Source organism: Flavobacterium sp. GNP008, from assembly GCF_056428965.1.
The window spans coordinates 224,551-247,032 of record NZ_JBWJVL010000002.1; the positions used below are offsets into that span (position 1 = coordinate 224,551).

19 protein-coding genes are annotated in these 22,482 nt (G+C 31.7%); 14 read left to right on the forward strand and 5 right to left on the reverse strand.

The genetic code is table 11. From position 1 onward, the window contains the following. The first annotated feature begins 57 nt into the window (after nt 1–57). From AC0608_RS07350 to AC0608_RS07395, 10 genes are all read left to right on the forward strand, one after another. Entirely contained in the window at nt 58–1,224 is a 1,167-nt protein-coding gene (locus tag AC0608_RS07350; RefSeq protein WP_478288614.1) for an N-acetylmuramoyl-L-alanine amidase, read from the forward strand. A gap of 54 nt (nt 1,225–1,278) precedes the next feature. Further along, on the forward strand, nt 1,279–2,442 hold the full coding sequence (locus tag AC0608_RS07355) for an N-acetylmuramoyl-L-alanine amidase family protein (protein ID WP_478288615.1): 1,164 nt from the start codon (nt 1,279–1,281) through the stop codon (nt 2,440–2,442). Between the two features lie 50 nt (nt 2,443–2,492). Next, nucleotides 2,493–3,458 carry an MlaD family protein gene (locus AC0608_RS07360; RefSeq protein WP_417960257.1) on the forward strand — a complete coding sequence of 322 codons (966 nt, stop codon included), beginning with the start codon at nt 2,493–2,495 and terminating at the stop codon, nt 3,456–3,458. A gap of 5 nt (nt 3,459–3,463) precedes the next feature. Continuing rightward, the gene (locus tag AC0608_RS07365) at nt 3,464–4,795 is read left to right on the forward strand and encodes a 4Fe-4S dicluster domain-containing protein (RefSeq protein ID WP_478288616.1); all 1,332 of its coding nucleotides are present in this window, start codon (nt 3,464–3,466) and stop codon (nt 4,793–4,795) included. A gap of 92 nt (nt 4,796–4,887) precedes the next feature. Then, nucleotides 4,888–5,679, forward strand: coding sequence for a (Fe-S)-binding protein (locus AC0608_RS07370; RefSeq protein ID WP_417960255.1), 792 nt, complete (start codon nt 4,888–4,890; stop codon nt 5,677–5,679). A 65-nt stretch (nt 5,680–5,744) separates the two neighbouring features. After that, nucleotides 5,745–6,227 carry an ABC transporter ATPase gene (locus AC0608_RS07375; RefSeq protein ID WP_478288617.1) on the forward strand — a complete coding sequence of 161 codons (483 nt, stop codon included), beginning with the start codon at nt 5,745–5,747 and terminating at the stop codon, nt 6,225–6,227. Between the two features lie 12 nt (nt 6,228–6,239). Beyond that, nucleotides 6,240–9,236, forward strand: coding sequence for a serine hydrolase domain-containing protein (locus AC0608_RS07380; protein ID WP_478288618.1), 2,997 nt, complete (start codon nt 6,240–6,242; stop codon nt 9,234–9,236). A gap of 97 nt (nt 9,237–9,333) precedes the next feature. Beyond that, complete coding sequence (locus AC0608_RS07385) at nt 9,334–9,966, forward strand: phosphatase PAP2 family protein (RefSeq protein WP_478288619.1); 633 nt, start codon at nt 9,334–9,336, stop codon at nt 9,964–9,966. A gap of 154 nt (nt 9,967–10,120) precedes the next feature. Next, on the forward strand, nt 10,121–11,254 hold the full coding sequence (gene bshA / locus AC0608_RS07390) for an N-acetyl-alpha-D-glucosaminyl L-malate synthase BshA (protein WP_417960251.1): 1,134 nt from the start codon (nt 10,121–10,123) through the stop codon (nt 11,252–11,254). Between the two features lie 49 nt (nt 11,255–11,303). Further along, entirely contained in the window at nt 11,304–11,732 is a 429-nt protein-coding gene (locus tag AC0608_RS07395) for a protease complex subunit PrcB family protein (RefSeq protein ID WP_478288620.1), read from the forward strand. A 46-nt stretch (nt 11,733–11,778) separates the two neighbouring features. Here AC0608_RS07395 and AC0608_RS07400 read toward each other — a convergent pair whose 3' ends face one another. Together AC0608_RS07400 and AC0608_RS07405 are read right to left on the reverse strand one after the other, a co-directional pair. Next, nucleotides 11,779–12,288 carry a hypothetical protein gene (locus AC0608_RS07400; RefSeq protein WP_478288621.1) on the reverse strand — a complete coding sequence of 170 codons (510 nt, stop codon included), beginning with the start codon at nt 12,286–12,288 and terminating at the stop codon, nt 11,779–11,781. A 117-nt stretch (nt 12,289–12,405) separates the two neighbouring features. Further along, nucleotides 12,406–13,245 carry a UDP-2,3-diacylglucosamine diphosphatase gene (locus AC0608_RS07405; RefSeq protein ID WP_417960248.1) on the reverse strand — a complete coding sequence of 280 codons (840 nt, stop codon included), beginning with the start codon at nt 13,243–13,245 and terminating at the stop codon, nt 12,406–12,408. A gap of 183 nt (nt 13,246–13,428) precedes the next feature. Here AC0608_RS07405 and aroC point away from each other — a divergent pair, with 183 nt between their 5' ends. From aroC to AC0608_RS07420, 3 genes are all read left to right on the forward strand, one after another. Continuing rightward, nucleotides 13,429–14,487, forward strand: a complete 1,059-nt coding sequence (gene aroC, locus AC0608_RS07410; protein WP_417989906.1) for a chorismate synthase — start codon at nt 13,429–13,431, stop codon at nt 14,485–14,487. A gap of 113 nt (nt 14,488–14,600) precedes the next feature. Beyond that, entirely contained in the window at nt 14,601–15,884 is a 1,284-nt protein-coding gene (locus AC0608_RS07415; RefSeq protein ID WP_478288622.1) for a dicarboxylate/amino acid:cation symporter, read from the forward strand. A gap of 186 nt (nt 15,885–16,070) precedes the next feature. After that, nucleotides 16,071–18,266, forward strand: coding sequence for a response regulator (locus AC0608_RS07420; protein ID WP_478288623.1), 2,196 nt, complete (start codon nt 16,071–16,073; stop codon nt 18,264–18,266). A 122-nt stretch (nt 18,267–18,388) separates the two neighbouring features. On the opposite strand, the gene AC0608_RS07425 is transcribed toward AC0608_RS07420, so the two are convergent. The 3 genes from AC0608_RS07425 to AC0608_RS07435 all read right to left on the reverse strand — a co-directional run bounded on the left by AC0608_RS07425 (nt 18,389) and on the right by AC0608_RS07435 (nt 21,448). Then, on the reverse strand, nt 18,389–18,841 hold the full coding sequence (locus AC0608_RS07425; RefSeq protein WP_478288624.1) for an Hsp20/alpha crystallin family protein: 453 nt from the start codon (nt 18,839–18,841) through the stop codon (nt 18,389–18,391). Nucleotides 18,842–19,018: 177 nt separating this feature from the next. Further along, a complete protein-coding gene (locus tag AC0608_RS07430) occupies nt 19,019–20,275 on the reverse strand; it encodes a DEAD/DEAH box helicase (RefSeq protein WP_417989909.1) in 1,257 nt (418 codons plus the stop codon). A gap of 96 nt (nt 20,276–20,371) precedes the next feature. Then, nucleotides 20,372–21,448, reverse strand: coding sequence for a formimidoylglutamase (locus tag AC0608_RS07435; protein ID WP_417989910.1), 1,077 nt, complete (start codon nt 21,446–21,448; stop codon nt 20,372–20,374). Between the two features lie 103 nt (nt 21,449–21,551). Here AC0608_RS07435 and AC0608_RS07440 point away from each other — a divergent pair, with 103 nt between their 5' ends. Beyond that, nucleotides 21,552–22,436, forward strand: a complete 885-nt coding sequence (locus AC0608_RS07440) for a DUF8428 domain-containing protein (RefSeq protein ID WP_417960242.1) — start codon at nt 21,552–21,554, stop codon at nt 22,434–22,436. The last annotated feature ends 46 nt before the right edge of the window (nt 22,437–22,482 follow it).

A 22,482-nucleotide genomic window follows, 5' to 3' on the forward strand; every position in this document is an offset into this window, starting at 1 on the left:
TAGTCAAATAAAAAATTTTATGACAGTAGTGTTTTAATTAAATTAACTTTTGGATTTATGCATATTACATATAAAATAAAAACAATATTAACTTTTTTTTTGACGATACTTTCTCTAACAAGCTTTAGTCAATCCAATATCTTCAAAGTAACTTTAGATGCGGGTCATGGAGCACATGATTTTGGAGCTGTTTATGAAGGTCGTGTTGAAAAGAACATTGCTTTGGCAGTAGTTTTGAAGGTGGGCAAAATACTAGAGTCTACAAAAGAAATAGATGTCAATTATACCCGAAAAACTGATGTTTTTATTGATTTGATTGAAAGAGCAAATATTGCAAATAGATTCAATGCCACTATTTTTGTATCTATACATTGTAATGCCAATAGAAATACTGCTGCAGATGGTACGGAGACTTACGTAATGGGTTTGAGTAAAGTGGCATCAAATCTTGAAGCTGCAAAAAAAGAGAACTCTGTAATTACATTAGAAAAAGATTACAAGCAAAAATATGAAGGATTTGATCCTAACTCTCCTGAAACCATGATAGGTATGACCTTGATGCAGGAGGAATATTTAGACAATAGCATTTCTCTGGCAAGTAAGATTGAAGATTCTTTTGGAGATTTAGGAAAGAAAATACGTGGAGGTGGAGTCAAGCAAGCCCCTTTTATGGTGCTTCATAAAGCATATATGCCAAGAGTTTTAATAGAAATGGGTTTTATTTCGAATACAATTGAAGGGAATAAGTTGAATTCAGAAGATGGACAGGAAGAAGTAGCACGAGCAATAGCAGATGCAATTATCAGCTATAAAAAAGAATATTTTGGTAATGGAGAGGTTGAAATTTTTGAAGAAAAACCGTCACAAAAAATAAATGCAAAACCAATTAAAGACTCAGTTGCACCTGCTAAACCAAAAATGATTTCTCAAACAGCTGGATCCTTCCAAGCAAAAAATTCTGTTGATACTTCTAAAACGTTATTTAAAGTACAGCTTTCTGCCAGCAGTAAAAAATTAGAATTAAATCCGAAAAATTTTAATGGTTTAAAGAATATTTCTGTAACACGTGAAGACAGAATGTATAAGTACATGTATGGAGAAACATCTAACTATGAAGAGGCTAAAAAACAACTAAATGAGGCCAAAGAAAAAGGATATATTTCGGCATTTTTGATAGCGTTTAAAAATGGAGAAAAAATCAATATTCAAGATGCTATTAGATAAAAGTATTTCTATTTTAGAGTGTTTTTTCTGCCAAACATCCCTTTATTTCTCAATATGACAAGAGAACTCAGACCCTTAATTTTAATAATCATTCTATTTTTTAGTTTGAATATTTTCCCTCAATCTAATTCTAAGTTTACAGTTATTTTAGATGCTGGTCACGGAGGTAAAGATCCGGGTAATTCCTATCATGGTTTTGTTGAAAAGGAAATTGCGCTTAAAACTACCCTAAAACTTGAAAAATATCTAAAAAAAGAGACTGATATTCAGGTTGTTCATACCAGAAAATCGGATGTTTTTATTGAATTAAAAGATAGACCTAAAAAAGCGAACAGTATCGACGCTAATTTATTTGTCTCGATCCATTGTAACTCTGTTAAAAACCCAATTCCGTATGGCACAGAAACATTTGTTATGGGTTTGGCTAGAAGTAAAGGAAATTTAGAAATTGCAAAACAAGAAAATTCCGTTATTTTACTTGAAAAAGATTACAAACAAACGTATAAAGGTTTTGATCCTAAGAACCCAGAAACATTAATTGGATTAAAGATTTTGCAAGAAGATTATTTAGACCGAAGTATACGTTTAGCTTCTAAAATCGAAAATAATTTTAAAAACAAACTAAATCGAAAATCAAGAGGAATAAAACAGACTCCCTTATGGGTTTTAGACGCGGCTTATATGCCAAGTGTATTGATTGAATTAGGTTTTTTATCCAATAACGAAGAGGGGCTTTATTTAAACTCTGAAGAAGGACAAAATAATATGGCAGAAGCAATTGCCTCGGCTATTATTGCTTACAAAAAAGAATATTTTGGAACGCAACCCAATGAAAAGAATCATGAACTTTTGTCTGAAAAAATAAGTGAAAAAAGAATAAAAGATACTTCGAAGAGTACTAAATTTAAGCAAATTACAGAAAAACAAGTTTTTAACAAACAAGAACAAAAAACACAAAATTCTGAAGTGGTTTTTAAAGTTCAATTTGCCGCTGGTTACACAAATATTAAATTAGATTCATCCAATTTTAAAGGATTAAAAAAGGTTTCAGTAAGAACAAACAATGGTTTTTTTTATAAATACGCCTATGGCTCCACAACGGATTATAATTTAGCTAAAGAAGATTTAAAAAAAGTCAAATCCAAAGGGTATTCTTCCGCGTATATAATTGCATTTAGGGATGGAAAAAACATTAGTGTCGAAGAAGCGCTTAAATAATAACAACAAGTCAAATATTTTATATTAAATTTGTAAAAAATACTTAAATTTTGAAAATAACACGAGAAATTAAAACTGCAATTTTAGTCATTGCATCTATTTTATTATTTATTTGGGGCTACAGTTTTTTGAAAGGAAGAGACCTTTTTACCAATTACAAAACTTTTTTTGTAGAATATAAAAGTGTAGAGGGTTTAGCCACTTCTGCTCCTGTGACGCTGAACGGTTTAGTCATAGGTAAAGTTAGCCGCATTACCATAAATGAGAACACAGGCGTATTATTGGTTGAATTACAATTAAAAACGGATTTTCCAATTTCTAGATCCAGCATCGCTTCTATTTATGAGCCAGGATTTATTGGGGGTAAACAAATTGCAATTGTTCCTAATTTTAATGATAAGAACTTAGCCGTTGATGGTCAAAAATTATTAGGTGGCATAAAATTAGGTCTTACAGATAAAGTGGGGGATCAATTAGCTCCTCTTCAGGAAAAATTAGAAAAGCTGTTGGGCAGTACTGATAAATTAATATCGGGGTTGAATAACGTTTTGGACCAAAAAGGGCAACAGGATTTAAAGCTGACTTTGGCTGAGTTAAGTAAGACTATTGAGCAATTTCACAAAGTTTCTTTAAATGTCAATACCTTATTAGATACTAATAGAAATCAAATAAATGGTGTTGTTACCAATTTCAATAAAATATCCGGAAATTTTTCTAAAATTTCAGATTCATTAAATAAGGCTGATTTAGGTAAAACTGTTAAAAATTTGAATGCAACATTAGGAAGAGTAGATGTTATAATGAGTGGTTTGGAAACTGGAAAAGGTTCAATGGGTAAATTGTTAAACGATGATGCTTTCTACCAAAACATTAGAACTTCAACAAAAGAATTAGAATTATTATTACAAGATATACGACTTTATCCAACTAGGTATGTGAATATTTCTGTGTTTGGAAAGAAAAATAAGCCTTATGTAGGTCCTGTAAATGATTCAACCGCTACTGTAAAAAATTAGTCACCATGAGCTACTTAGACAATATTTTATTTGCCATACTTTTAGTAATTGGTTTCGGTTATTTTGTCATTAATGTTAAAAAAATTAGACGAAATATTAATCTTGGAACTGATGTGTATCGTTTTGATAATCCTAAAGCTCGCTGGACCAATATGGCCATGATTGCTCTTGGACAATCTAAAATGATAAAAAGACCGATTGCTGGGGCACTTCATGTAGTCGTCTATGTAGGATTTATAATTATTAATATTGAATTATTAGAAATAATTATTGATGGTATTTTTGGAACACACCGTGTTTTTGCTTTTTTAGGAACAACCTACGATATTCTAATAGCTTCTTTTGAAATTTTAGCATTTTTAGTTTTAATTGCTGTCATGGCTTTTTGGATTAGGCGTAATGCTATAAAATTAAAAAGATTTATGAGTTCGGATTTAAAAGGCTGGCCGAAAAATGATGCGAATTATATCTTGTATTTTGAAGTCGTTTTAATGACTTTATTTTTATTAATGAATGCTTCGGATTTGCACTTGCAGAATGTACCCGGTGGTTTTTCTCATTTTATAAAAGCAGGTTCGTTTCCTATCAGTCAATTTATTGAGCCTATTTTCAATGGAATGTCAAATGAATTAGTAATGCTTCTTTCTGAAATATTCTGGTGGTTACATATTACTGGGATTTTAATTTTCATGAATTATCTTTATTTTTCTAAGCATTTACACATTCTGCTAGCGTTTCCAAATACGTATTTTGCAAATCTAAATCCTCAGGGACAATTTGATAATTTAGAATCCGTTACTAAGGAAGTAAAACTAATGATGGATCCTAATGCCGATCCATTTGCAGCTTCACCGGTTGATGAAAGTGTAGTGCCAAGTAAGTTTGGAGCCAGTGATATTCAGGATTTAAATTGGGTTCAATTGCTGAATGCCTATACCTGTACAGAATGCGGTCGCTGTACTTCATCTTGTCCTGCGAATATAACAGGTAAAAAATTGTCTCCACGTAAAATCATGATGGATACAAGAGACAGGATGGAAGAAGTAGGCAGAAATATTGATGCCAACAAAGGGATTTTTATACCGGATAACAAAACATTATTGAACGATTATATTACTCCTGAAGAACTTTGGGCTTGTACATCATGTAATGCTTGTGTTGAGGAATGTCCGGTAAATATTAGTCCGCTTTCAATTATTATGGATATGCGTCGTTATTTAGTTATGGAACAAAGTGCTGCTCCAATGCCTATAAATGCAATGATGACTAATATAGAAAATAATGGGGCACCTTGGCAATACAATCAGCAAGATCGATTGAATTGGAAAAACGAATAGTTAACCGATTGACTGTTTAATGGATTATTAGTGATACTAAATAACCGATTTATAAATTAAGAATTTGTGATTAACCGAATCAACAAAATAGTATGTCAGAGAAATTAATAGTGCCAACTATGGCCGAAATGTTAGCCCAAGGGAAACAACCAGAAGTTTTATTTTGGGTAGGTTGTGCAGGAAGTTTTGACGACAGGGCTAAAAAAATAACCAAGGCATTTGTACAAATATTAAATCGTTCAAATGTCTCTTTTGCCGTTTTAGGTACTGAAGAAAGTTGTACTGGGGATCCTGCAAAAAGAGCGGGTAATGAGTTTTTGTTTCAAATGCAGGCCATGATGAATATAGAGGTTTTAAACGCATATGAGGCTAAAAAAATTGTCACAGCTTGTCCCCATTGTTTCAATACGATCAAAAACGAATATCCTGAATTAGGTGGAAAATACGAAGTTGTTCACCATACGGAATTTTTAAAATCACTCTTGGATGATGGAAGACTAACTATTGAAGGAGGACAATTCAAAGGAAAACGGATTACTTTTCATGACCCTTGCTATTTAGGAAGAGCTAATAATGTGTATGAAGCACCAAGAGATTTGATTCTTAAATTGGATGCTGAATTAGTTGAAATGAAGCGTTCTAAAGCTAACGGTTTATGTTGTGGTGCAGGTGGTGCTCAAATGTTTAAAGATGCTGAGCCTGGAAATAAGGAAGTCAACGTTGAAAGAACCGAGGATGCATTAGAAACAAAACCAGAAATAATCGCTGCGGGTTGTCCTTTTTGTAATACGATGATGACAGATGGTATTAAGAATAAAGAGAAAGAAGGGGAAATAAAAGTCATGGATATTGCTGAATTAATAGCCAACGCACAGGATTTATAAATAAATTTAATATTACGAATTTTGATTTCTAATTCAAAATTCATAACTCATAACTCATAATTAAGATGTTTATTCCTTTTGAAGACTTACCTGAAGATTCCAAAATCTGGATTTATCAATCGAATAGAAAATTTTCGGATACTGAATTTTCTGAAATAGAAACTGCTTTGCAATCATTTCTTAACAGTTGGGCTGCGCATGGTACTAGTTTAGAATCCGCTTATCAATTGAAATACAACCGATTCATTATTATCGCCGTAAACCAAGATGTACAAGCAGCTACGGGTTGTTCTATTGACTCTTCAGTAGAATTTATTCAAAGTTTGGAACAAAAATATACAGTTGATTTATTGGATAAAATGAATGTTACGTTCAAACTTGGAGAGCATATTGCGCACAAGCCCTTGATAGACTTTAAAAAAATGGTAAAAGACAAGGCAGTTACTGAGAACACTATAGTTTTTAATAATTTAGTTAACTCTATAGAAGAATATAATGAATCTTGGGAAGTACCAGCCATCGACAGCTGGCATAGTCGCTTTTTTTAATAAAATAGTTAAATGAAAAAGATAAGCATCAAAAACGGTTTTTTTTATGTCTTATTTCTTTTTGTTGCTGCTGGTTGTGTTGGTACAAAAGTAAATAAGAATAAAGTAATTCTAACCAACAGTCCGTCCAAAACAGAAAATTTGGACAGTATAAATCGGAGTAATACACCAACTCTTTTTGATTTACTTCCTGATGGAAATAAATGGGTTGACAGTGTTTACAATGTTATGACTTTAGAGGAGAAATTTGGGCAATTATTTATGGTAGCCGCTTATTCTAATAAAGATTCCGTACATATCAAAGCCATTGATAAACTCATCCAAGAAAGCAAAATTGGAGGACTGATTTTTTTTCAAGGTAGCCCTGTTCGTCAAGTAAAGTTAACCAATCGTTTTCAATCGAAATCAAAAATCCCTTTGTTTATAGGTGCCGATGCTGAATGGGGTTTAGGCATGCGACTGGATTCGACCTACAGTTATCCCTGGAATATGACACTTGGAGCCATCCAAGATATGAAATTATTAGAGAAAGTTGGTGTTCAAATTGGGCAACAAAGCAAACGATTAGGATTGCAATTTAACTTTGCTCCAGTTCTCGATATCAATACAAATCCAAGAAATCCCATAATAGGTTTTCGTTCTTTTGGTGAAGATAAATTCAAAGTTACGGAACGTGCCATTGCTTTGATGAAAGGTGTTCAGGGTCAAGGAATTTTTTCTACAGGTAAACATTTTCCGGGTCATGGTGATACCGAAACGGATTCTCATAAAGGATTACCAACGATTGGTTTTTCAAAAGAAAGACTTGAAGCGGTTGAGTTATATCCCTATAAAAAAATGTTTCATGAAGGACTTTCTTCGGTCATGGTAGCTCATTTAAACGTGCCCAGTTTAGAGCCAAGACCTAATTACCCATCTTCGATTTCCTATAATGTGGTCACTACTATTCTTCAAAATGAGCTAGGTTTCAAAGGGCTTATTTTTACCGACGCTTTGAATATGAAAAGTGTGAGTGCCTTTAAATTACCAAGCGAAATCAACTTTGAAGCTTTTATGGCTGGAAATGATGTATTGTTATTTCCTGAAGATGTTCCTGCTGCTATTGAGAAATTTAAGCTTGCCTATTCCTTAAATTTATTTACTGATGAACGATTGGCTTTTTCGGTAAAGAAAATTCTAAAATTTAAGTACAAAGCAGGTTTAAACAACTTCAAACCTATTTTAACGGATAATTTATACACTGATTTAAATGCAGTTGAAAATGATGCTTTACACTATGAATTGTATGAAAATGCCATTACGGTTCTAAAAAATACGGCTGCTATTCTGCCTATTAAAAATTTAGAAAAGCAAAAAATTGCGTATGTTAAAATTGGAGACGACACGAATAATTCGTTTGTTGCAACACTTAAAAAATATGCTGAAGTCACAGTAATTGAAGACACTATTATAGATAGTTTACAAATAAAGTTAACGCCATTTACGACTGTTATCATTGGGTACCACAAATCAGATGTTGCTTTTAGAAACGATGATTTACGAACGGACGAGTTGGCTAAAATTAAATTTTTAGCCCAAAATAATAATGTGATTTTAGATGTTTTTGCGAAACCCTATTCCTTGTTGCCCATTACGGATTTTACAGATATCGAAGGATTGATAGTTTCCTATCAAAACAACGCTATTGCTCAAATAGTTTCTGCACAACTAATTTTTGGGGCTATAGAAGCCAAAGGGAAATTACCGGTTTCTATAAATACAAGCTTTAAAGTAAACGATGGATTAGGCACGGAGAGACTGAATAGATTAGGGTTTACAACTCCAGAAAATGTTGGTATGAATTCAACTATTTTGTCAAAAATTGATGCGATAGCCAATAAAGCGATTAATACTAAAATGACACCTGGAATTCAAGTTTTGGTAGCCAGAAAAGGTAAAGTTATTTATCAAAAATCATTTGGGCACCATACCTATGATAAAATGATTAAAGTTCAAGATTCAGATATTTATGATGTTGCTTCCTTGACAAAAATTTTGGCTACGTTGCCCAATGTAATGTTGCAATACGATCAGCAAAAGATAAATTTGGAAACTACATTAGGAACAATGTCACCCATTTTTAAAGATTCCAATAAAGCAAATATTAATTTTAAGGATTTATTGTCACATTACGCAGGGCTTGCTGCAGGAATTCCATTTTATAAAGCAACAATGGATAAATCTAAATTTCCTTCCGAAGTCTATTTTAGAAAAACATCTGAAGAGCAGTTTTCTAAACGATTGGCAGACAGTCTTTTTATAAGAAATGATTTTAGTGATACGATTATGAAAATGATTGTAAAAAGTAAGGTGTCACTAAAAAAGGAATATAAATACAGTGATCTTACTTTTATGATACTAAAAGATTATTTAGAGAAAACAACGGGTAAAAGCTTAGATGTTTTGATTCAAGAGAATTTCTATCGTTCCATTGGAATGAATAATTCCAGTTTTAATCCTTTAGAAAAATTTGATAACAATAGAATTCCACCAACAGAAACAGATTCCTATTTTCGCCATCAACTTTTACAAGGATATGTTAACGATTTATCAGCAGGTTTAGAAGGCGGGGTTTCCGGTCATGCCGGTGTTTTTTCGAACGCTATGGATGTGGCTAAAATAATGGAGCTTTATCTGCAAAAAGGAAATTATGGCAATCAACAGTATTTTTCTGAAAAGACATTTGAAGATTTTAATACGTGTTATTTTTGTGCGGCAGGAAATAGGAGAGGTGTAGGTTTTGATAAGCCTCAACTAGGTACTCAAGGACCTACATGCGGTTGTGCTTCGATGACTAGTTTTGGTCATACTGGTTATACCGGAACAATGGCTTGGGCTGATCCCGAAACACAAATTGTCTATGTGTTTTTATCTAACAGAACTTTTCCAATAGCAGCTGAAAATCGATTATCAAAAGAAAACATTAGAGAAGATATTCAAAAGGTGATTTATGAAGCAATTATAAATTAACCAAGTTTTATAAAAATGGTTTTTTAATATTTTTAGTAACACTATTTCAGTACAAATTTCGACTTGTATTATAGTATATTTAGATAAAAAGAGGTTAATGAGAAATAAGAATACCGTTTCTGCAAAAGTCTATTTAATTGGATTGTTTTTTTGCATGACCTTTGTAAATGCTCAAAATAGTGATATAAATATTCTGCGGGATATCAATGTTCATAGAAATAAGAATTTAGATCCTACTTTTAAATTAGTAACAAATAGTGCTGTTCCAGTCAGTGTTGCAACTCCCATTATTCTATATTCTGTTGCTTTAATAAAGAAAGACAGTACCATCAAGCAACAGGCAATTTTTATAGGAGAAGCATTCTTAGTAAATGCATTTATTACCACTGCATTGAAACATACTATAAAAAGAAACAGACCATTTGAAACCTATCCGAATATTGATCAAGCAGCATCTTCTGTAGGCAATTCATTTCCATCAGGACATACTTCTTTAGCTTTTGCAACAGCAACATCACTAAGTATGGCTTATCCCAAATGGTATATTATTGCCCCATCATTTGTTTGGGCAGGGGCTGTTGGATATTCTAGAATGCATTTAGGGGTTCATTATCCAAGTGATGTATTTGCAGGAGCAATTATTGGTAGCGGTTCAGCATATTTAAGCTATAAAATGAATAAATGGATTAATAAGGAGAAATTAAAAAAAGAGAAGCACTATTCTAAATAATTTACTAATTGCTTGAATAATGGTATGCCTTCATTGATGATTTTGATTAGAAAAAGAATTCTGTACATTAAGTTTTACGACACCTTGTATTTAATTTAAATTTCCACAAAAGACATTCCTATTTTTATTAATTTCGTTTTACAAAAATAGATACATGAAAATCGCAATAGTTTGTTATCCTACCTTTGGTGGTAGTGGTGTTGTCGCCACAGAATTAGGTCTTGAATTAGCTCGTCGTGGGCATGAAATACATTTTATAACTTATAGCCAGCCTGTTCGTTTGGCGCTTTTAAGTCCAAACGTGCATTACCATGAAGTGAATGTTCCAGAATATGCATTGTTCCATTATCAACCGTATGAATTGGCTTTGTCAAGTAAATTGGTAGATATGGTAAAGTTGCATAAAATAGAATTGCTTCATGTACATTATGCCATTCCTCATGCTTACGCCGGTTATATGGCAAAGCAAATGTTGAAAGATGAAGGGATTAACATTCCAATGGTAACTACGTTGCATGGAACCGATATAACTTTAGTAGGGAACCATCCATTTTATAAACCTGCTGTTACCTTTAGCATCAATAAATCTGATTTTGTTACTTCTGTTTCCCAAAGTTTGAAAGAGAATACTTTAAAATTATTCAATATAAAAAATGAAATTGAAGTTATTCCAAACTTTATCGAATTAGATAAAAACGTTAATGAACTTAATACTCCTTGTCAACGTTCAGTAATGGCAAAGGATGATGAACGGATTATTACACACATAAGTAATTTTAGAAAAGTAAAACGTATTCCGGATGTAATTAAAATTTTCTATAAAATTCAACAAGAAATTCCGGCGAAGTTGATGATGGTAGGAGACGGTCCTGAAAAAGAAAAAGCAGAATATTTATGTCAGGAATTGGGTATTGAGGACAAAGTTATTTTTTTTGGTAACAGCAATGAGATCGATAAAATTTTATGTTTGACAGATTTGTTTTTGCTTCCCTCAGAAACGGAGAGTTTTGGTCTAGCCGCTTTAGAAGCGATGGCGTGTAAAGTTCCTGTTATTTCAAGTAATTCTGGTGGCTTGCCAGAAGTAAATTTTGAAGGTGTTTCAGGTTATTTAAGTGATGTTGGGAATACGGATGAAATGGCTCAAAATGCCTTAAAAATTTTAAAAGACGATGTGGTTCTTAATAAGTTTAAAGAAAATGCATTAACTGTTGCTAAACAATTTGATATAAAAAATATACTTCCGCTTTATGAGGAATTGTACAAAAAAGCGATTAATAAATATTTATAAATCACTAAACAGAAAGGTTCTTTAAACGGATCAATTTAATACGATAAAAATGAAGAAAATAATTATATCATTATTTATTATGACTCTTGCTTCATGTAGTGTTACTAGTTTAAAAAGTTCAGATACATCCAAATTGTATGAAGTATTGACCCAGCAAACTTATGGTGGAGCAAGTATTCGTTTTTTTGAGATTCTTTCTGAACCAAATGAAATAAAGATGCTACAAAATGACGAAAATTTAAAAAATAAGATTAGTTCTGCAGATATTCAAAATTCTAATTTTATTGTTTTAAATATGGGTGAGAAAACAACTGGAGGATACAATATTGGAGTTGATAATGTTGTTGAAACAGATAAAAATATTATCATAACAATTAAAGAAACGAATCCTGAGCCTGGAAGTATGGTAACACAGTCGTTTACTTATCCGTTTTGCGTTATTAAAATAAATTCAAAAAAAGAGATTATAATCAAATAGAAAAAGGCCACTAAATAGTGGCCTTTTTTTATATTATAAAGAAATACTAAAATTGATATCTAAGCGCTAAAGCTACATCAGATCCATAATTATTTTCATAATATCCATTTCCACCAAATTCAGGTCTAAAATCTAAAGATATTAACAAAGGGAAATCAAAGTTATATTCAATACCAATATCTCCAGCAGCAAATGCAAAAACATCATTGTTATAGTTTCTGTTGTCATAATAATCTCTATTATAACTTCCTACACCACCTCCAACACCTGCATACCAGTTAAGACCACCATCAATATTCCAAACCCATTGGTACAAACCTGTTAATTTGATCGCATTATCGTCATAACTGTCGTTTTTATAATTATTTCTGTTTCTCCATCCTAAATCTAATTCTAAACGATTGTTGTTAGATAAGCCTCTTTGGTATGTGATTTCAGTACCAAAACCACCGCTATCTCCAAAACGAAGACCTAATGCATTTTTTGAAATATCTTGAGCTTGTGCTGTAAATGCTAACCCAATTAGCATAATTGCTGATAAAATAATCTTTTTCATAAGTGTGTTTTTATTGGTACAAATATAATACTATGTTAAATTAGCATGTTTATAGAATTTGATTGAAAAGTTATATAATTTACATATTTCAGAATCTCAAAATTTTAAAAAAGTGAATTACAATAAAATATTTTGTTTAGAAAAAAGTACTGAAGCTACGATTTGGTTGCTCAAAATATCTTCCATCTCAAAAAGATTTTCTTCTTCAATATAATTCATTTCAGAATATCTAAATATTTTCCAACGTTTTTTATTGTATTCTAGCGCAGTTAGATTTTCTACCCAATCACCTGAATTTAAATAAAGTGTGCCTCCGTTTTTAGTTTCTTTATGAATCATTTTTGGTTCATGAATGTGACCACATATTACATAATCGTAGTTGTTCTCTATTGCCAATTCAGTAGCCGTTTTTTCAAAATCAGAAATATGTTTTATAGCTTTTTTTACACTTGCTTTAATTCTTTTAGAAAAAGAATACGGTTCTCTTCCTACTTTTAACAAACACCAATTGACCAACCGATTGGACAGAATCAGATAATCATATCCTAATCCGCCTAGTTTTGCTATCCATTTTGAATGCTGAACCGAAGCATCAAAAACATCACCATGAAATATCCACGCTTTTTTATCATCCAGATTCAATACTAATTTATCAACTAATGCAAAATTACCCATATTCATATCGCTAAATTTTCGAAGCATTTCGTCATGATTTCCGGTAATGTAATAGACTTTAGTACCCTTTGAAGCAAAACTGATTATTTTTTGGATTACTTTTAAATGGGCTTTTGGGAAATAGGATTTTCTAAATTGCCACACATCGATAATGTCACCGTTTAATACTAAAATTTTAGGTTTTATGGAAGATAAATAATTATAAAGTTCTTTAGCGTGGCTTCCAAAAGTTCCCAGATGTACATCTGAAATGACTACCAACTCGACTTTTCTTTTTTTCAAGGTATTAGAATTTTAATTGATTCAAATTAAATAAATTAGGATGAAATAAAAGGGTATGAAAGGTTAAGAAATGACATTTAATATTAATTAAAAGTCAATAAATACGTAATGCCATTCAAAACTTTAAGGGTTAAACTTTTGAACTTTAAACTAAAATATTACATTTGTTCAAAACTAATCAGTATGGCAGGAAATAGCTACGGAACACTATTTAAAATAACAACTTTCGGAGAATCTCATGGTGACGCTTTAGGCGGAATAATAGACGGTTGTCCTCCTGGTATAACAATAGATTTTGAAGCAATTCAATTTGAAATGTCGCGCAGAAAGCCTGGTCAATCGGCGATAGTTACTCAAAGAAAGGAGCCTGATGCTGTTCAATTTCTTTCTGGAATTTTTGAAGGGAAAACAACAGGAACACCTATTGGTTACATCATTCCTAATACCAATCAAAAATCAGACGACTATTCTCATATAAAAGACAATTATAGGCCCAGTCATGCAGATTATGTGTATGAAAAAAAATATGGAGTTCGCGATTATCGTGGTGGCGGGCGAAGTTCTGCTCGTGAAACTGCAAGTAGAGTAGTGGCTGGAGCTATTGCAAAACAAATCTTGCCCGAAATAAAAATTAATGCTTATGTTTCTTCAGTTGGACCTATTTTTTTAGAAAAACCATACCAAGATTTAGACTTTACAAAAACGGAAAATAACCCAGTACGCTGTCCTGATGAAGAATTAGCAATAGTTATGGAGGACTACATCCGCGATATCCGCAAACAAGGTGATACGGTAGGTGGAACGGTAACGTGCGTGATTCAAAATGTACCTATTGGTTTAGGAGAGCCTGTTTTTGATAAATTACATGCTGAACTTGGTAAAGCCATGCTTTCTATAAATGCCGTAAAAGGATTTGAATTTGGAAGTGGGTTTTGCGGTGCTAAAATGAAAGGAAGCGAACATAACGATCTCTATTATCCTGATGGAACTACTAAAACTAATCTTTCTGGCGGTATTCAAGGGGGTATTAGTAACGGAATGGATATTTATTTTCGAGTAGCTTTTAAACCTGTAGCTACCATTATGCAAAAACAAGAGTCTTTAGATAATAAAGGGAATATTACTGAAATGACGGGTAAGGGACGTCATGATCCTTGTGTAGTTCCCCGTGCAGTTCCTATTGTTGAAGCAATGGCCGCTATAGTGCTAGCAGATTTTTATTTGATTAACAAAACGTATTAATACTAATTTTTAGATCTTATTCCTTTTTATACAGTTTCCTTTTTTGATTTGTAAATAAGAAAAATGGCTATTGTTATACTTTGAAATATTCCTAAAACCAAATAATCTATTTAATGAATACCGATACAACAAAAAAACCATCTTTTTTCTCAGGATTAACAGGTCAAATATTAATTGCGATGGTTTTGGGTGCCATTCTAGGAATAATTATACACAATTCGATTTCTGCGGAAGCAGCTCAAGGATTTAGTAATAAAATTAAAATACTGGCGACTATTTTTATTAGATTGGTTCAAATGATTATTTCTCCATTGGTTTTTACCACTTTGGTGGTAGGAATTGCAAAACTCGGTGATATTAAGGCAGTAGGAAGAATAGGTGGCAAAGCAATGGGTTGGTTTTTTACAGCCTCATTTATCTCGTTATTGTTAGGAATGTTTTTTGTAAACATACTTGAACCGGGAGTAGGTCTTAATTTATCAAATGTTGATTTAGGCGCTGTTTCTGAAGTAACGGCTAAAACTCAAAATATTTCTTTTGAAAATTTTATTGAGCATATAGTGCCTAAAAGTATTTTTGAAGCAATGGCAACTAATGAGATTTTGCAAATAGTAATTTTCTCTATATTCTTTGGTTTAGCTGCAGCTGCTTTGGGAGATTATGTTAAGCCGGTTACAAATGCTTTTGATAAAATATCTCACATAGTGCTTAAAATGGTAAACTACGTAATGAAATTTGCACCGATAGGCGTATTTGGAGCTATTGCGGGAGTATTTGCAGTTAGAGATTTTCAAGAATTAGCAATTACCTATTTTAAGTTTTTTGGATCGTTCCTGATTGGAATTTCATCACTTTGGGTAGTATTGATTGTAGTAGGTTATATTTTTTTAAAAAGCAGAATGACTGTTTTACTTAAAAGAATTGTTAGTCCATTAATTATTGCTTTTGGGACAACAAGTAGTGAAGCTGTTTTTCCAAAATTGACAGAAGAATTAGAGCGTTTTGGGGTAAAAGACAGGATAGTATCCTTTATGTTGCCGCTTGGATATTCTTTTAATCTGGATGGTAGCATGATGTATATGACTTTCGCTAGTATTTTTATTGCTCAAGCTTATGGCATAGATTTAGATTTAGGTACGCAAATGACAATGTTATTGGTTTTAATGCTTACCAGTAAAGGTATTGCAGGTGTTCCAAGAGCCAGTTTAGTAGTTGTTGCGGCAACATGTGGGATGTTTGATATTCCTATTGAAGGAATTGCATTAATATTACCAATTGACCATTTTTGTGATATGTTCCGTAGTGCAACGAATGTTTTAGGAAATGCTTTAGCGACATCAGTTGTAGGACAATGGGAAGAAGGCGATGAGGAAATTGATACAGTCAGTATTAATTAAGATAAAAATCAATGGTAGGATTACCTCTATAACCTGTTCAATTTAATGAACAGGTTTTTTTATTTAAAGGTTATAGAGTATCATATTTTAAAGTATAGTTTATATCTATTTAATTTTAAGACAAAATAGATGCTTTTCTTCTTTTTTTTAGTAATAAAATGTATATTTGATAAAATCTAATTGTTTATGTATCAGATGCGTATTGTCTTGTTGGTATTGCTAGCGTTAAATTTTTTTAACAATAATTCATTCGCACAAACAAAGCTCTTATCTGAAAAAGAAATTATAAAATTAACGAATCAAGCTTCTCACTACTTAAAAGCCGCTAATTTTGAAAAATCACTTGAAATTTCTAAAGTAGCGCTACTAAGATCCATAGCTGTTAATAACATTTCTTCAATAACGATTTCCTATATTATAATCGCTGCAAATTATGCTGAATTGGCTGAATTTGATAAAGCTATTTTTTTTTATCATAAAGGACTTTCATACGCTAATAGAACGAACAATGACACTTTAAAAAACAGGATAAACAATAATTTAGGAAACATCTATTGTTTTGAAAAAAAACAATATTTAAAAGGCATAAATTTCTACGAAAATTCTCTAAAGTATAGCCAGAAAATAGCGGATACCAGTCAGATTTTTATGACTAATCTTAATATGGCTTGGGCATATTTTGATGTTGGTCATTTTGAAAGCGGATATCCAAACTTGAACTTCATCAATAAGCACAATCTAAAATTCGGAAGTAAATCAACTGTGGGAGCCATAAATATGCTCAACGGAATGTATTATGCGCATCAAGGTAAAGATATAAAAGCCAACGCTTCTTTTATCAGTGCTATAAAACTTGGAAAGGAAACAAATGAAAAATCAGATTTATCCTTTGCACATCTGGAATATTCTAAATTTCTATTAAACAAGGGCAATTATAAAAAAGCTTATGAGAATCTTTCTAAATATCATGAAATTAAGGAAGAATTATATAATAAAGAAAAACTGGAAAAAGCAAGTATAGTAGGATTAAATGTTGAATTAGATGAATACAAAAGAGAAGTTGACAAATTTGAAATTGAAAAGGAAACCCAACTTCAGATTTTAGAAAAATCCAAAATTATTGTTTTTTTATTTACGGTAATTTCACTTGTATTGTTGTTATTGCTCTATACGTTATTAAAAAATAATAATTTTAGAAAAAAATTAAATGCTGAACTTTCTAAAACTAATAAGCAACTGATACTTGCAAAAGAAAAAGCAGAGGAAGCTTCTGTATTAAAATCACAATTTGTTTCTACGATAAGCCATGAATTACGAACTCCTTTATATGGCGTAGTAGGAATCACTAATATGTTGTTAGATGAACATAAAGAGTTAGCTAATAGCCCGCATTTAAGTTCACTCAAATTTTCAGCCAGGTATTTACTCTCTCTGGTAAATGATATTCTTCAAATCAATAAGATTGAGGATAATAGAATGATATTAGAGCACTTAACATTTAATATTTCGGATGAGATTAATATGGTTAAAAGTTCACTTGCGTTTTTAGCTAAAAGCAATAATAATTGTATTTCAGTAAAAATGGATTCTAATATTCCAGAATATTTAATTGGAGACAAATTAAGACTTTCTCAAATTATAATGAATTTAGCTAGTAACGCATTGAAATTCACAACTAATGGCGAAGTAAAGATTATTGTGAATTTAGAAAAAGTAGAAGGAAAATCGTATTTTATAGAATTTAAAATTCAAGATAACGGAATAGGAATTGCGCTGGATGATCAGGAAAAGATTTTTGATAAATTTGTTCAAGTAGGCAGGAAAGAAACGGATTATCAAGGAACTGGTCTTGGGCTTTCCATAGTAAAACAATTGTTGGGACTATTCAATAGTACGATAACTTTACAAAGTGCCATTGGTGAAGGCACTGAATTCAAATTCACAATTGCATTCGAATACAATCCAGAGAAAACAATTGAGATTATCAATAATATTCAAGTTGATATTGTCTCTCCGCAACCCATAAACGTCTTAGTAGTTGAGGATAATCACATTAATCAATTAATTACGAAAAAAACCATAGAAAAGAACAATTATAAGTGCAGTGTGGTTGATAACGGCTATGCAGCGCTAGAAATACTCAATAAGGAAACTTTTGATATAATATTGATGGATATCAATATGCCGTTGATAAATGGCTTTGAAACTACAAGAAAAATTCGTTCTTTGGGAATAGAGACACCAATAGTTGCATTAACAGCATTTGATAAAGCTGAAATTACTGAAGAGGCACTTTCATCCGGAATCAATGATATCATTATAAAACCATTTGACTCTGTTAAATTGTTTAAAATAATAACGATTTTGATTTCTAAAAACTAGAAATAAAGAACGAGTTATTTAGTTTTAGTGCATATTTAAAATCGTTAAACCTTCAAAGCCTATAACTAGCTTGAATGATTTAACGATTTTTATGTATACTATAATAATGCAGTAAAAAATTTCTATTTAATGGCTATCGTTTTGTATGCTTTTTTTTTGCCGTTTTCTTTTTTAGCAATGGCTATATGCAAAATTCCATCTTTATAACTGGCTTCAACTTTACTTTCATCAATGTATTCAGGTAACGTAAAAGTTCTGCAAAATGATTGATAATTAAATTCTTTTCTAACGTAATTATCTTTTTTTCTTGTTTCCTCTTTTTCTTCCTTTTTTTCTGATGAAATCATGAGCATGTTGTTATCGATCTCAACCTTAAAATCTTCTTTTTTCATTCCCGGAACTGCTAATTCAACCTGTAATTTATCGTCTGTTTCTTTTAAGTTTACTGAGGGTAAATTACTACCAATAGCAGTAAAATTTTTGTCATTCCAATCGAAAAGATCTCTTGAAATAAAATCATCAAAAAATGTATTTACTGTGGGAAATAAGCCGTTTCTTTTAACTAAGGTTTCCATAATTGTGTATTTAAAGTTGTTTATAATATCTTAAATCAAATTTAATATTATAATTTATTGTACAAACAATATTTAACTTTTAAAACGTTGAAAAACAATATATTAACGGTAAAAAGTTATTTTTTTATTAGTCTAAAAAGATATTTCTTACAGCTTAAAGAGATAGTTAAATCAGCATTAGTACCAGCGTTTTTTATTTTGTTTAGAAGCATCTGATTTTCTTGATTTATGAGCACCACCACTTCTATTAGAATTTTTTTGTGCAGCGGATGCAGGAGCTGTTTCAGGGCTGCCTGAATGCCATGGATAAGGGTGATCATTCACGATCTTAACCTCTACTTTGATCAATTTTTGAATTTCTTTCCAGTAGGTATGTTCGTCTTTACTACAAAAAGAAATAGCAATTCCTCCATTTCCTGCACGACCGGTTCTACCTATTCTGTGGACATAAGTTTCTGGGATATTTGGTAAATCAAAATTAATTACAAATGGTAATTGGTCAATATCAATACCTCTTGCTGCGATATCAGTCGCTACGAGAACACCAACTTCTTTATTTTTGAATGCATCTAAAACGCGTTGTCTCGCATTTTGTGATTTATCACCGTGGATGGCTTCTGCGGCGATATTATTTTTTCGTAATGCTTTGACAACATTGTCAGCACCGTGTTTCGTTCTCGAAAAAACCAAAACATCGGATAAATTTTCATTCTTTATCAAATGATACAATAAATTCCTTTTCTCAGTTTTTTCAACAAAATAAACGCGTTGTTCTACATTTTCAGCAGTAGAAGAAACAGGCGATACGGTTACTGTTGCAGGATCTGTCAGAAACATTTCTGCTAATTCTCTAATGGCCATTGGCATTGTAGCAGAGAAAAACAATGTTTGTCTGTTCTTTGGTGTAAGCTTTACAATTTTTTTCACATCGTTTACAAATCCCATGTCCAGCATTTGATCTGCTTCGTCCAGAACCAATGAGTGTAAATGATCAAGATCTATAAAACCTTGTTTGTGTAAATCAAGAAGCCTTCCTGGTGTTGCAATCAGAATGTCTACACCGTTTTTTAAGGCATCAACTTGAGGATTTTGAGATACTCCACCGAAAAGTGTCAGTTGAGTCAAATTAGTGTATTTAGCATAAGTATCAAAACTTTGGCCTATTTGTACCGCTAATTCTCGAGTGGGTGTTACAATTAAAGACCGAATGACTTTGGCTTTTTTGGAAGAACCTACAATTCGGTGTAATTGATGTATAATTGGTATTGCAAATGCTGCTGTTTTTCCAGTTCCAGTCTGAGCACAACCGATTAAATCACGTCCAGCTAATACCAGAGGAATGGATTGTTCTTGTATGGGGGTAGGGTTGGTATAGCCTTGTTCAAATACGGCTTTTTGTATACTTTTTGAAAGCGATAAATCTTCGAATAACATATATTGGATATTAAATATCTTGTATTAGGTACATAGATAGTGTCGCAAAGATAGTATTAATATTTTTGATGATTAATTATATGGGATTACAGGATTCTAAATTAGGGTATTTTTACTTAAGAAATTCACTGCTTCAACGGGTTGAATAGTATTAGACTTAATAAAATCAGTTATTAGATAACCGATCAGTTTACCTATTAGATGATTGTTTTTTTCTTCTCCTAAATCGGGAGCACCCTCACAAATATGTAAATAGGAGGCATTTCTATATTTCCCAAAAAACGAAATAAATTGACGAAGTTGTTCTACTGAAAAGCCACTCATTGTCATTGCGCTACAGGCAATATTAGGAATGGCATCTAAATCAATTTCAATTCCAAAAAAGTCATCATTTATAAATTCTAAAGCCAGCGCCATTTCTGACTCAAATGCTTTTTCTTTCCTTATACTAATACTGTCATAAGTGGTATATCGTACTCGATCTTCAATTTTTTTGATGATGTCTAAAACACTTTTTGAGGTATAATTCTCATGCAGACCAAAGATGAAATATTTTTTCAAAAAACCTTCTTCAAAAGCATATGAAAAGCCATTGCCACTGTGGCGTCCTTCCAAAATTCTAAAATCAGAATGGGCATCAAAATTTATTGCATTTATAGGTTTGCCTTTAGCTAGAGCGGTTCCTTTTATGTTACCATAGGAATTATTATGTCCACCTCCAATAATTATTGGAATTTTACCTAATTTTATGATGTTAAAAATAATGTGTGAAACATCTTTATCTATTTTATTGACTAGCTGACTTAATTTTGAACGGTCATCAATATCATGAAAATCTAAAAGTTCTACGTTTTTCATGAGCTCACTCACATCTAGTTGTCCTAAAACTATTAATTGACTGCCTTTGCAAAAACGATTGTGTTGGATATTTGCTATACTTTTTATTGCACTTTCCCATGCAGATGCAGCACCTGGTCTACCATAGTTTGCTCTCACACCGATATCTTCAGGAATTCCAAATAGGACGTATTTAGCGTCACAAATTTTTATAAATTCAATAGGATCAGTGTCTTTGGGAATAGTTATCATTTTTTCTCCAAACTTTATTTCTCCACTTCTGTGGTTCGTTATTTTCGCAAGATCGTTGATTGTGAACGGGATAATTTTTTCCATTAAAAAAATATTTTTATTCAAAAATAATATAATTGTGTTAACTTACGTTAATAGGTGGTTATATATTGTTAAATTTGTAAATAAATAAAAAAATTAAATCGAGATGGAAAATCAAAAAAGCAGTTCAAGTCTTAAGGCGGTAATAGCAGTATTAGCTATTTTATTAGTAGGTAGTTTGATATACATTTTTAAAATGACTTCTGACGCAGATACCGTTAAAACAGAATTGAAAACTACATTGACCGAAAAAGAATTGGTAATGAAAGATCTACAGGAATTAAAATCGACTTATGATGCTGCCATTGGTGAAAATACGTCTATGTCTGATGAGTTAATTCAAGAAAGAGATAAAGTAGTAAACTTAATGTCTGATCTAAGTAAGTCTAAAGGGGATGTTGCTTCTATGTCGAAATATAGAACTCAATTTATATCTTTACAGGGAAACATGAAAGTTTTAATGGCAGAAAATGAAGGCTTGAAAAAACAAAATACGACTTTAACAACACAACGTGACAGTACAGTGGTTGTTTTGGGAGAATCGAAGAAATACAATGAAGTTTTAGTGGGTCAGAATGAAGAATTATCGAAAGCGGTTGAAATAGGTTCTAAATTAACAGTTTTAAACACAAGAGGATCGGCTTTTAAATTAAGAAGTTCAGGAAAGCAAATTGAAACCGATAAAGCAAGTAAAGCTGATGTTCTAAGGGTTAACTTTACAATTGCTGAAAATGCTATTGCTAAATCAGGTGATAAAACGTACTATGTACAAGTAATTGATAGTAAAAATAATGTTCTGGGCGATAAGAAAACAGAAAATTTTGGAGAAAACACGTTGACTTATAGTTTTTTAACGAATGTTAAATATGAAAATAAAACCATTCAAATTTCAGAAGATTTAAGAGGAAAAGATTTTGCTAAGGGAACGTATTTTATCAATATTTTTGATAGAGATATTTTAGTTTCTAAAACAAGTTTTGTTTTGAAATAGTCTATTAAAATAATTTGCATAAAAAAAGAGGAACATTTTGTTCCTC

Excerpts from the sequence above, each read along its gene's own strand:
- AC0608_RS07350 (WP_478288614.1), top strand. The coding sequence starts at position 58 with ATGCATATTACATATAAAATAAAAACAATATTAACTTTTTTTTTGACG.
- AC0608_RS07355 (WP_478288615.1), top strand. The coding sequence starts at position 1,279 with ATGACAAGAGAACTCAGACCCTTAATTTTAATAATCATTCTATTTTTT.
- AC0608_RS07365 (WP_478288616.1), top strand. The coding sequence starts at position 3,464 with ATGAGCTACTTAGACAATATTTTATTTGCCATACTTTTAGTAATTGGT.
- AC0608_RS07370 (WP_417960255.1), top strand. The coding sequence starts at position 4,888 with ATGTCAGAGAAATTAATAGTGCCAACTATGGCCGAAATGTTAGCCCAA.
- AC0608_RS07375 (WP_478288617.1), top strand. The coding sequence starts at position 5,745 with ATGTTTATTCCTTTTGAAGACTTACCTGAAGATTCCAAAATCTGGATT.
- AC0608_RS07380 (WP_478288618.1), top strand. The coding sequence starts at position 6,240 with ATGAAAAAGATAAGCATCAAAAACGGTTTTTTTTATGTCTTATTTCTT.
- AC0608_RS07385 (WP_478288619.1), top strand. The coding sequence starts at position 9,334 with ATGAGAAATAAGAATACCGTTTCTGCAAAAGTCTATTTAATTGGATTG.
- bshA (WP_417960251.1), top strand. The coding sequence starts at position 10,121 with ATGAAAATCGCAATAGTTTGTTATCCTACCTTTGGTGGTAGTGGTGTT.
- AC0608_RS07395 (WP_478288620.1), top strand. The coding sequence starts at position 11,304 with ATGAAGAAAATAATTATATCATTATTTATTATGACTCTTGCTTCATGT.
- AC0608_RS07400 (WP_478288621.1), bottom strand. The coding sequence starts at position 12,288 with ATGAAAAAGATTATTTTATCAGCAATTATGCTAATTGGGTTAGCATTT.
- aroC (WP_417989906.1), top strand. The coding sequence starts at position 13,429 with ATGGCAGGAAATAGCTACGGAACACTATTTAAAATAACAACTTTCGGA.
- AC0608_RS07415 (WP_478288622.1), top strand. The coding sequence starts at position 14,601 with ATGAATACCGATACAACAAAAAAACCATCTTTTTTCTCAGGATTAACA.
- AC0608_RS07420 (WP_478288623.1), top strand. The coding sequence starts at position 16,071 with ATGTATCAGATGCGTATTGTCTTGTTGGTATTGCTAGCGTTAAATTTT.
- AC0608_RS07425 (WP_478288624.1), bottom strand. The coding sequence starts at position 18,841 with ATGGAAACCTTAGTTAAAAGAAACGGCTTATTTCCCACAGTAAATACA.
- AC0608_RS07430 (WP_417989909.1), bottom strand. The coding sequence starts at position 20,275 with ATGTTATTCGAAGATTTATCGCTTTCAAAAAGTATACAAAAAGCCGTA.
- AC0608_RS07435 (WP_417989910.1), bottom strand. The coding sequence starts at position 21,448 with ATGGAAAAAATTATCCCGTTCACAATCAACGATCTTGCGAAAATAACG.
- AC0608_RS07440 (WP_417960242.1), top strand. The coding sequence starts at position 21,552 with ATGGAAAATCAAAAAAGCAGTTCAAGTCTTAAGGCGGTAATAGCAGTA.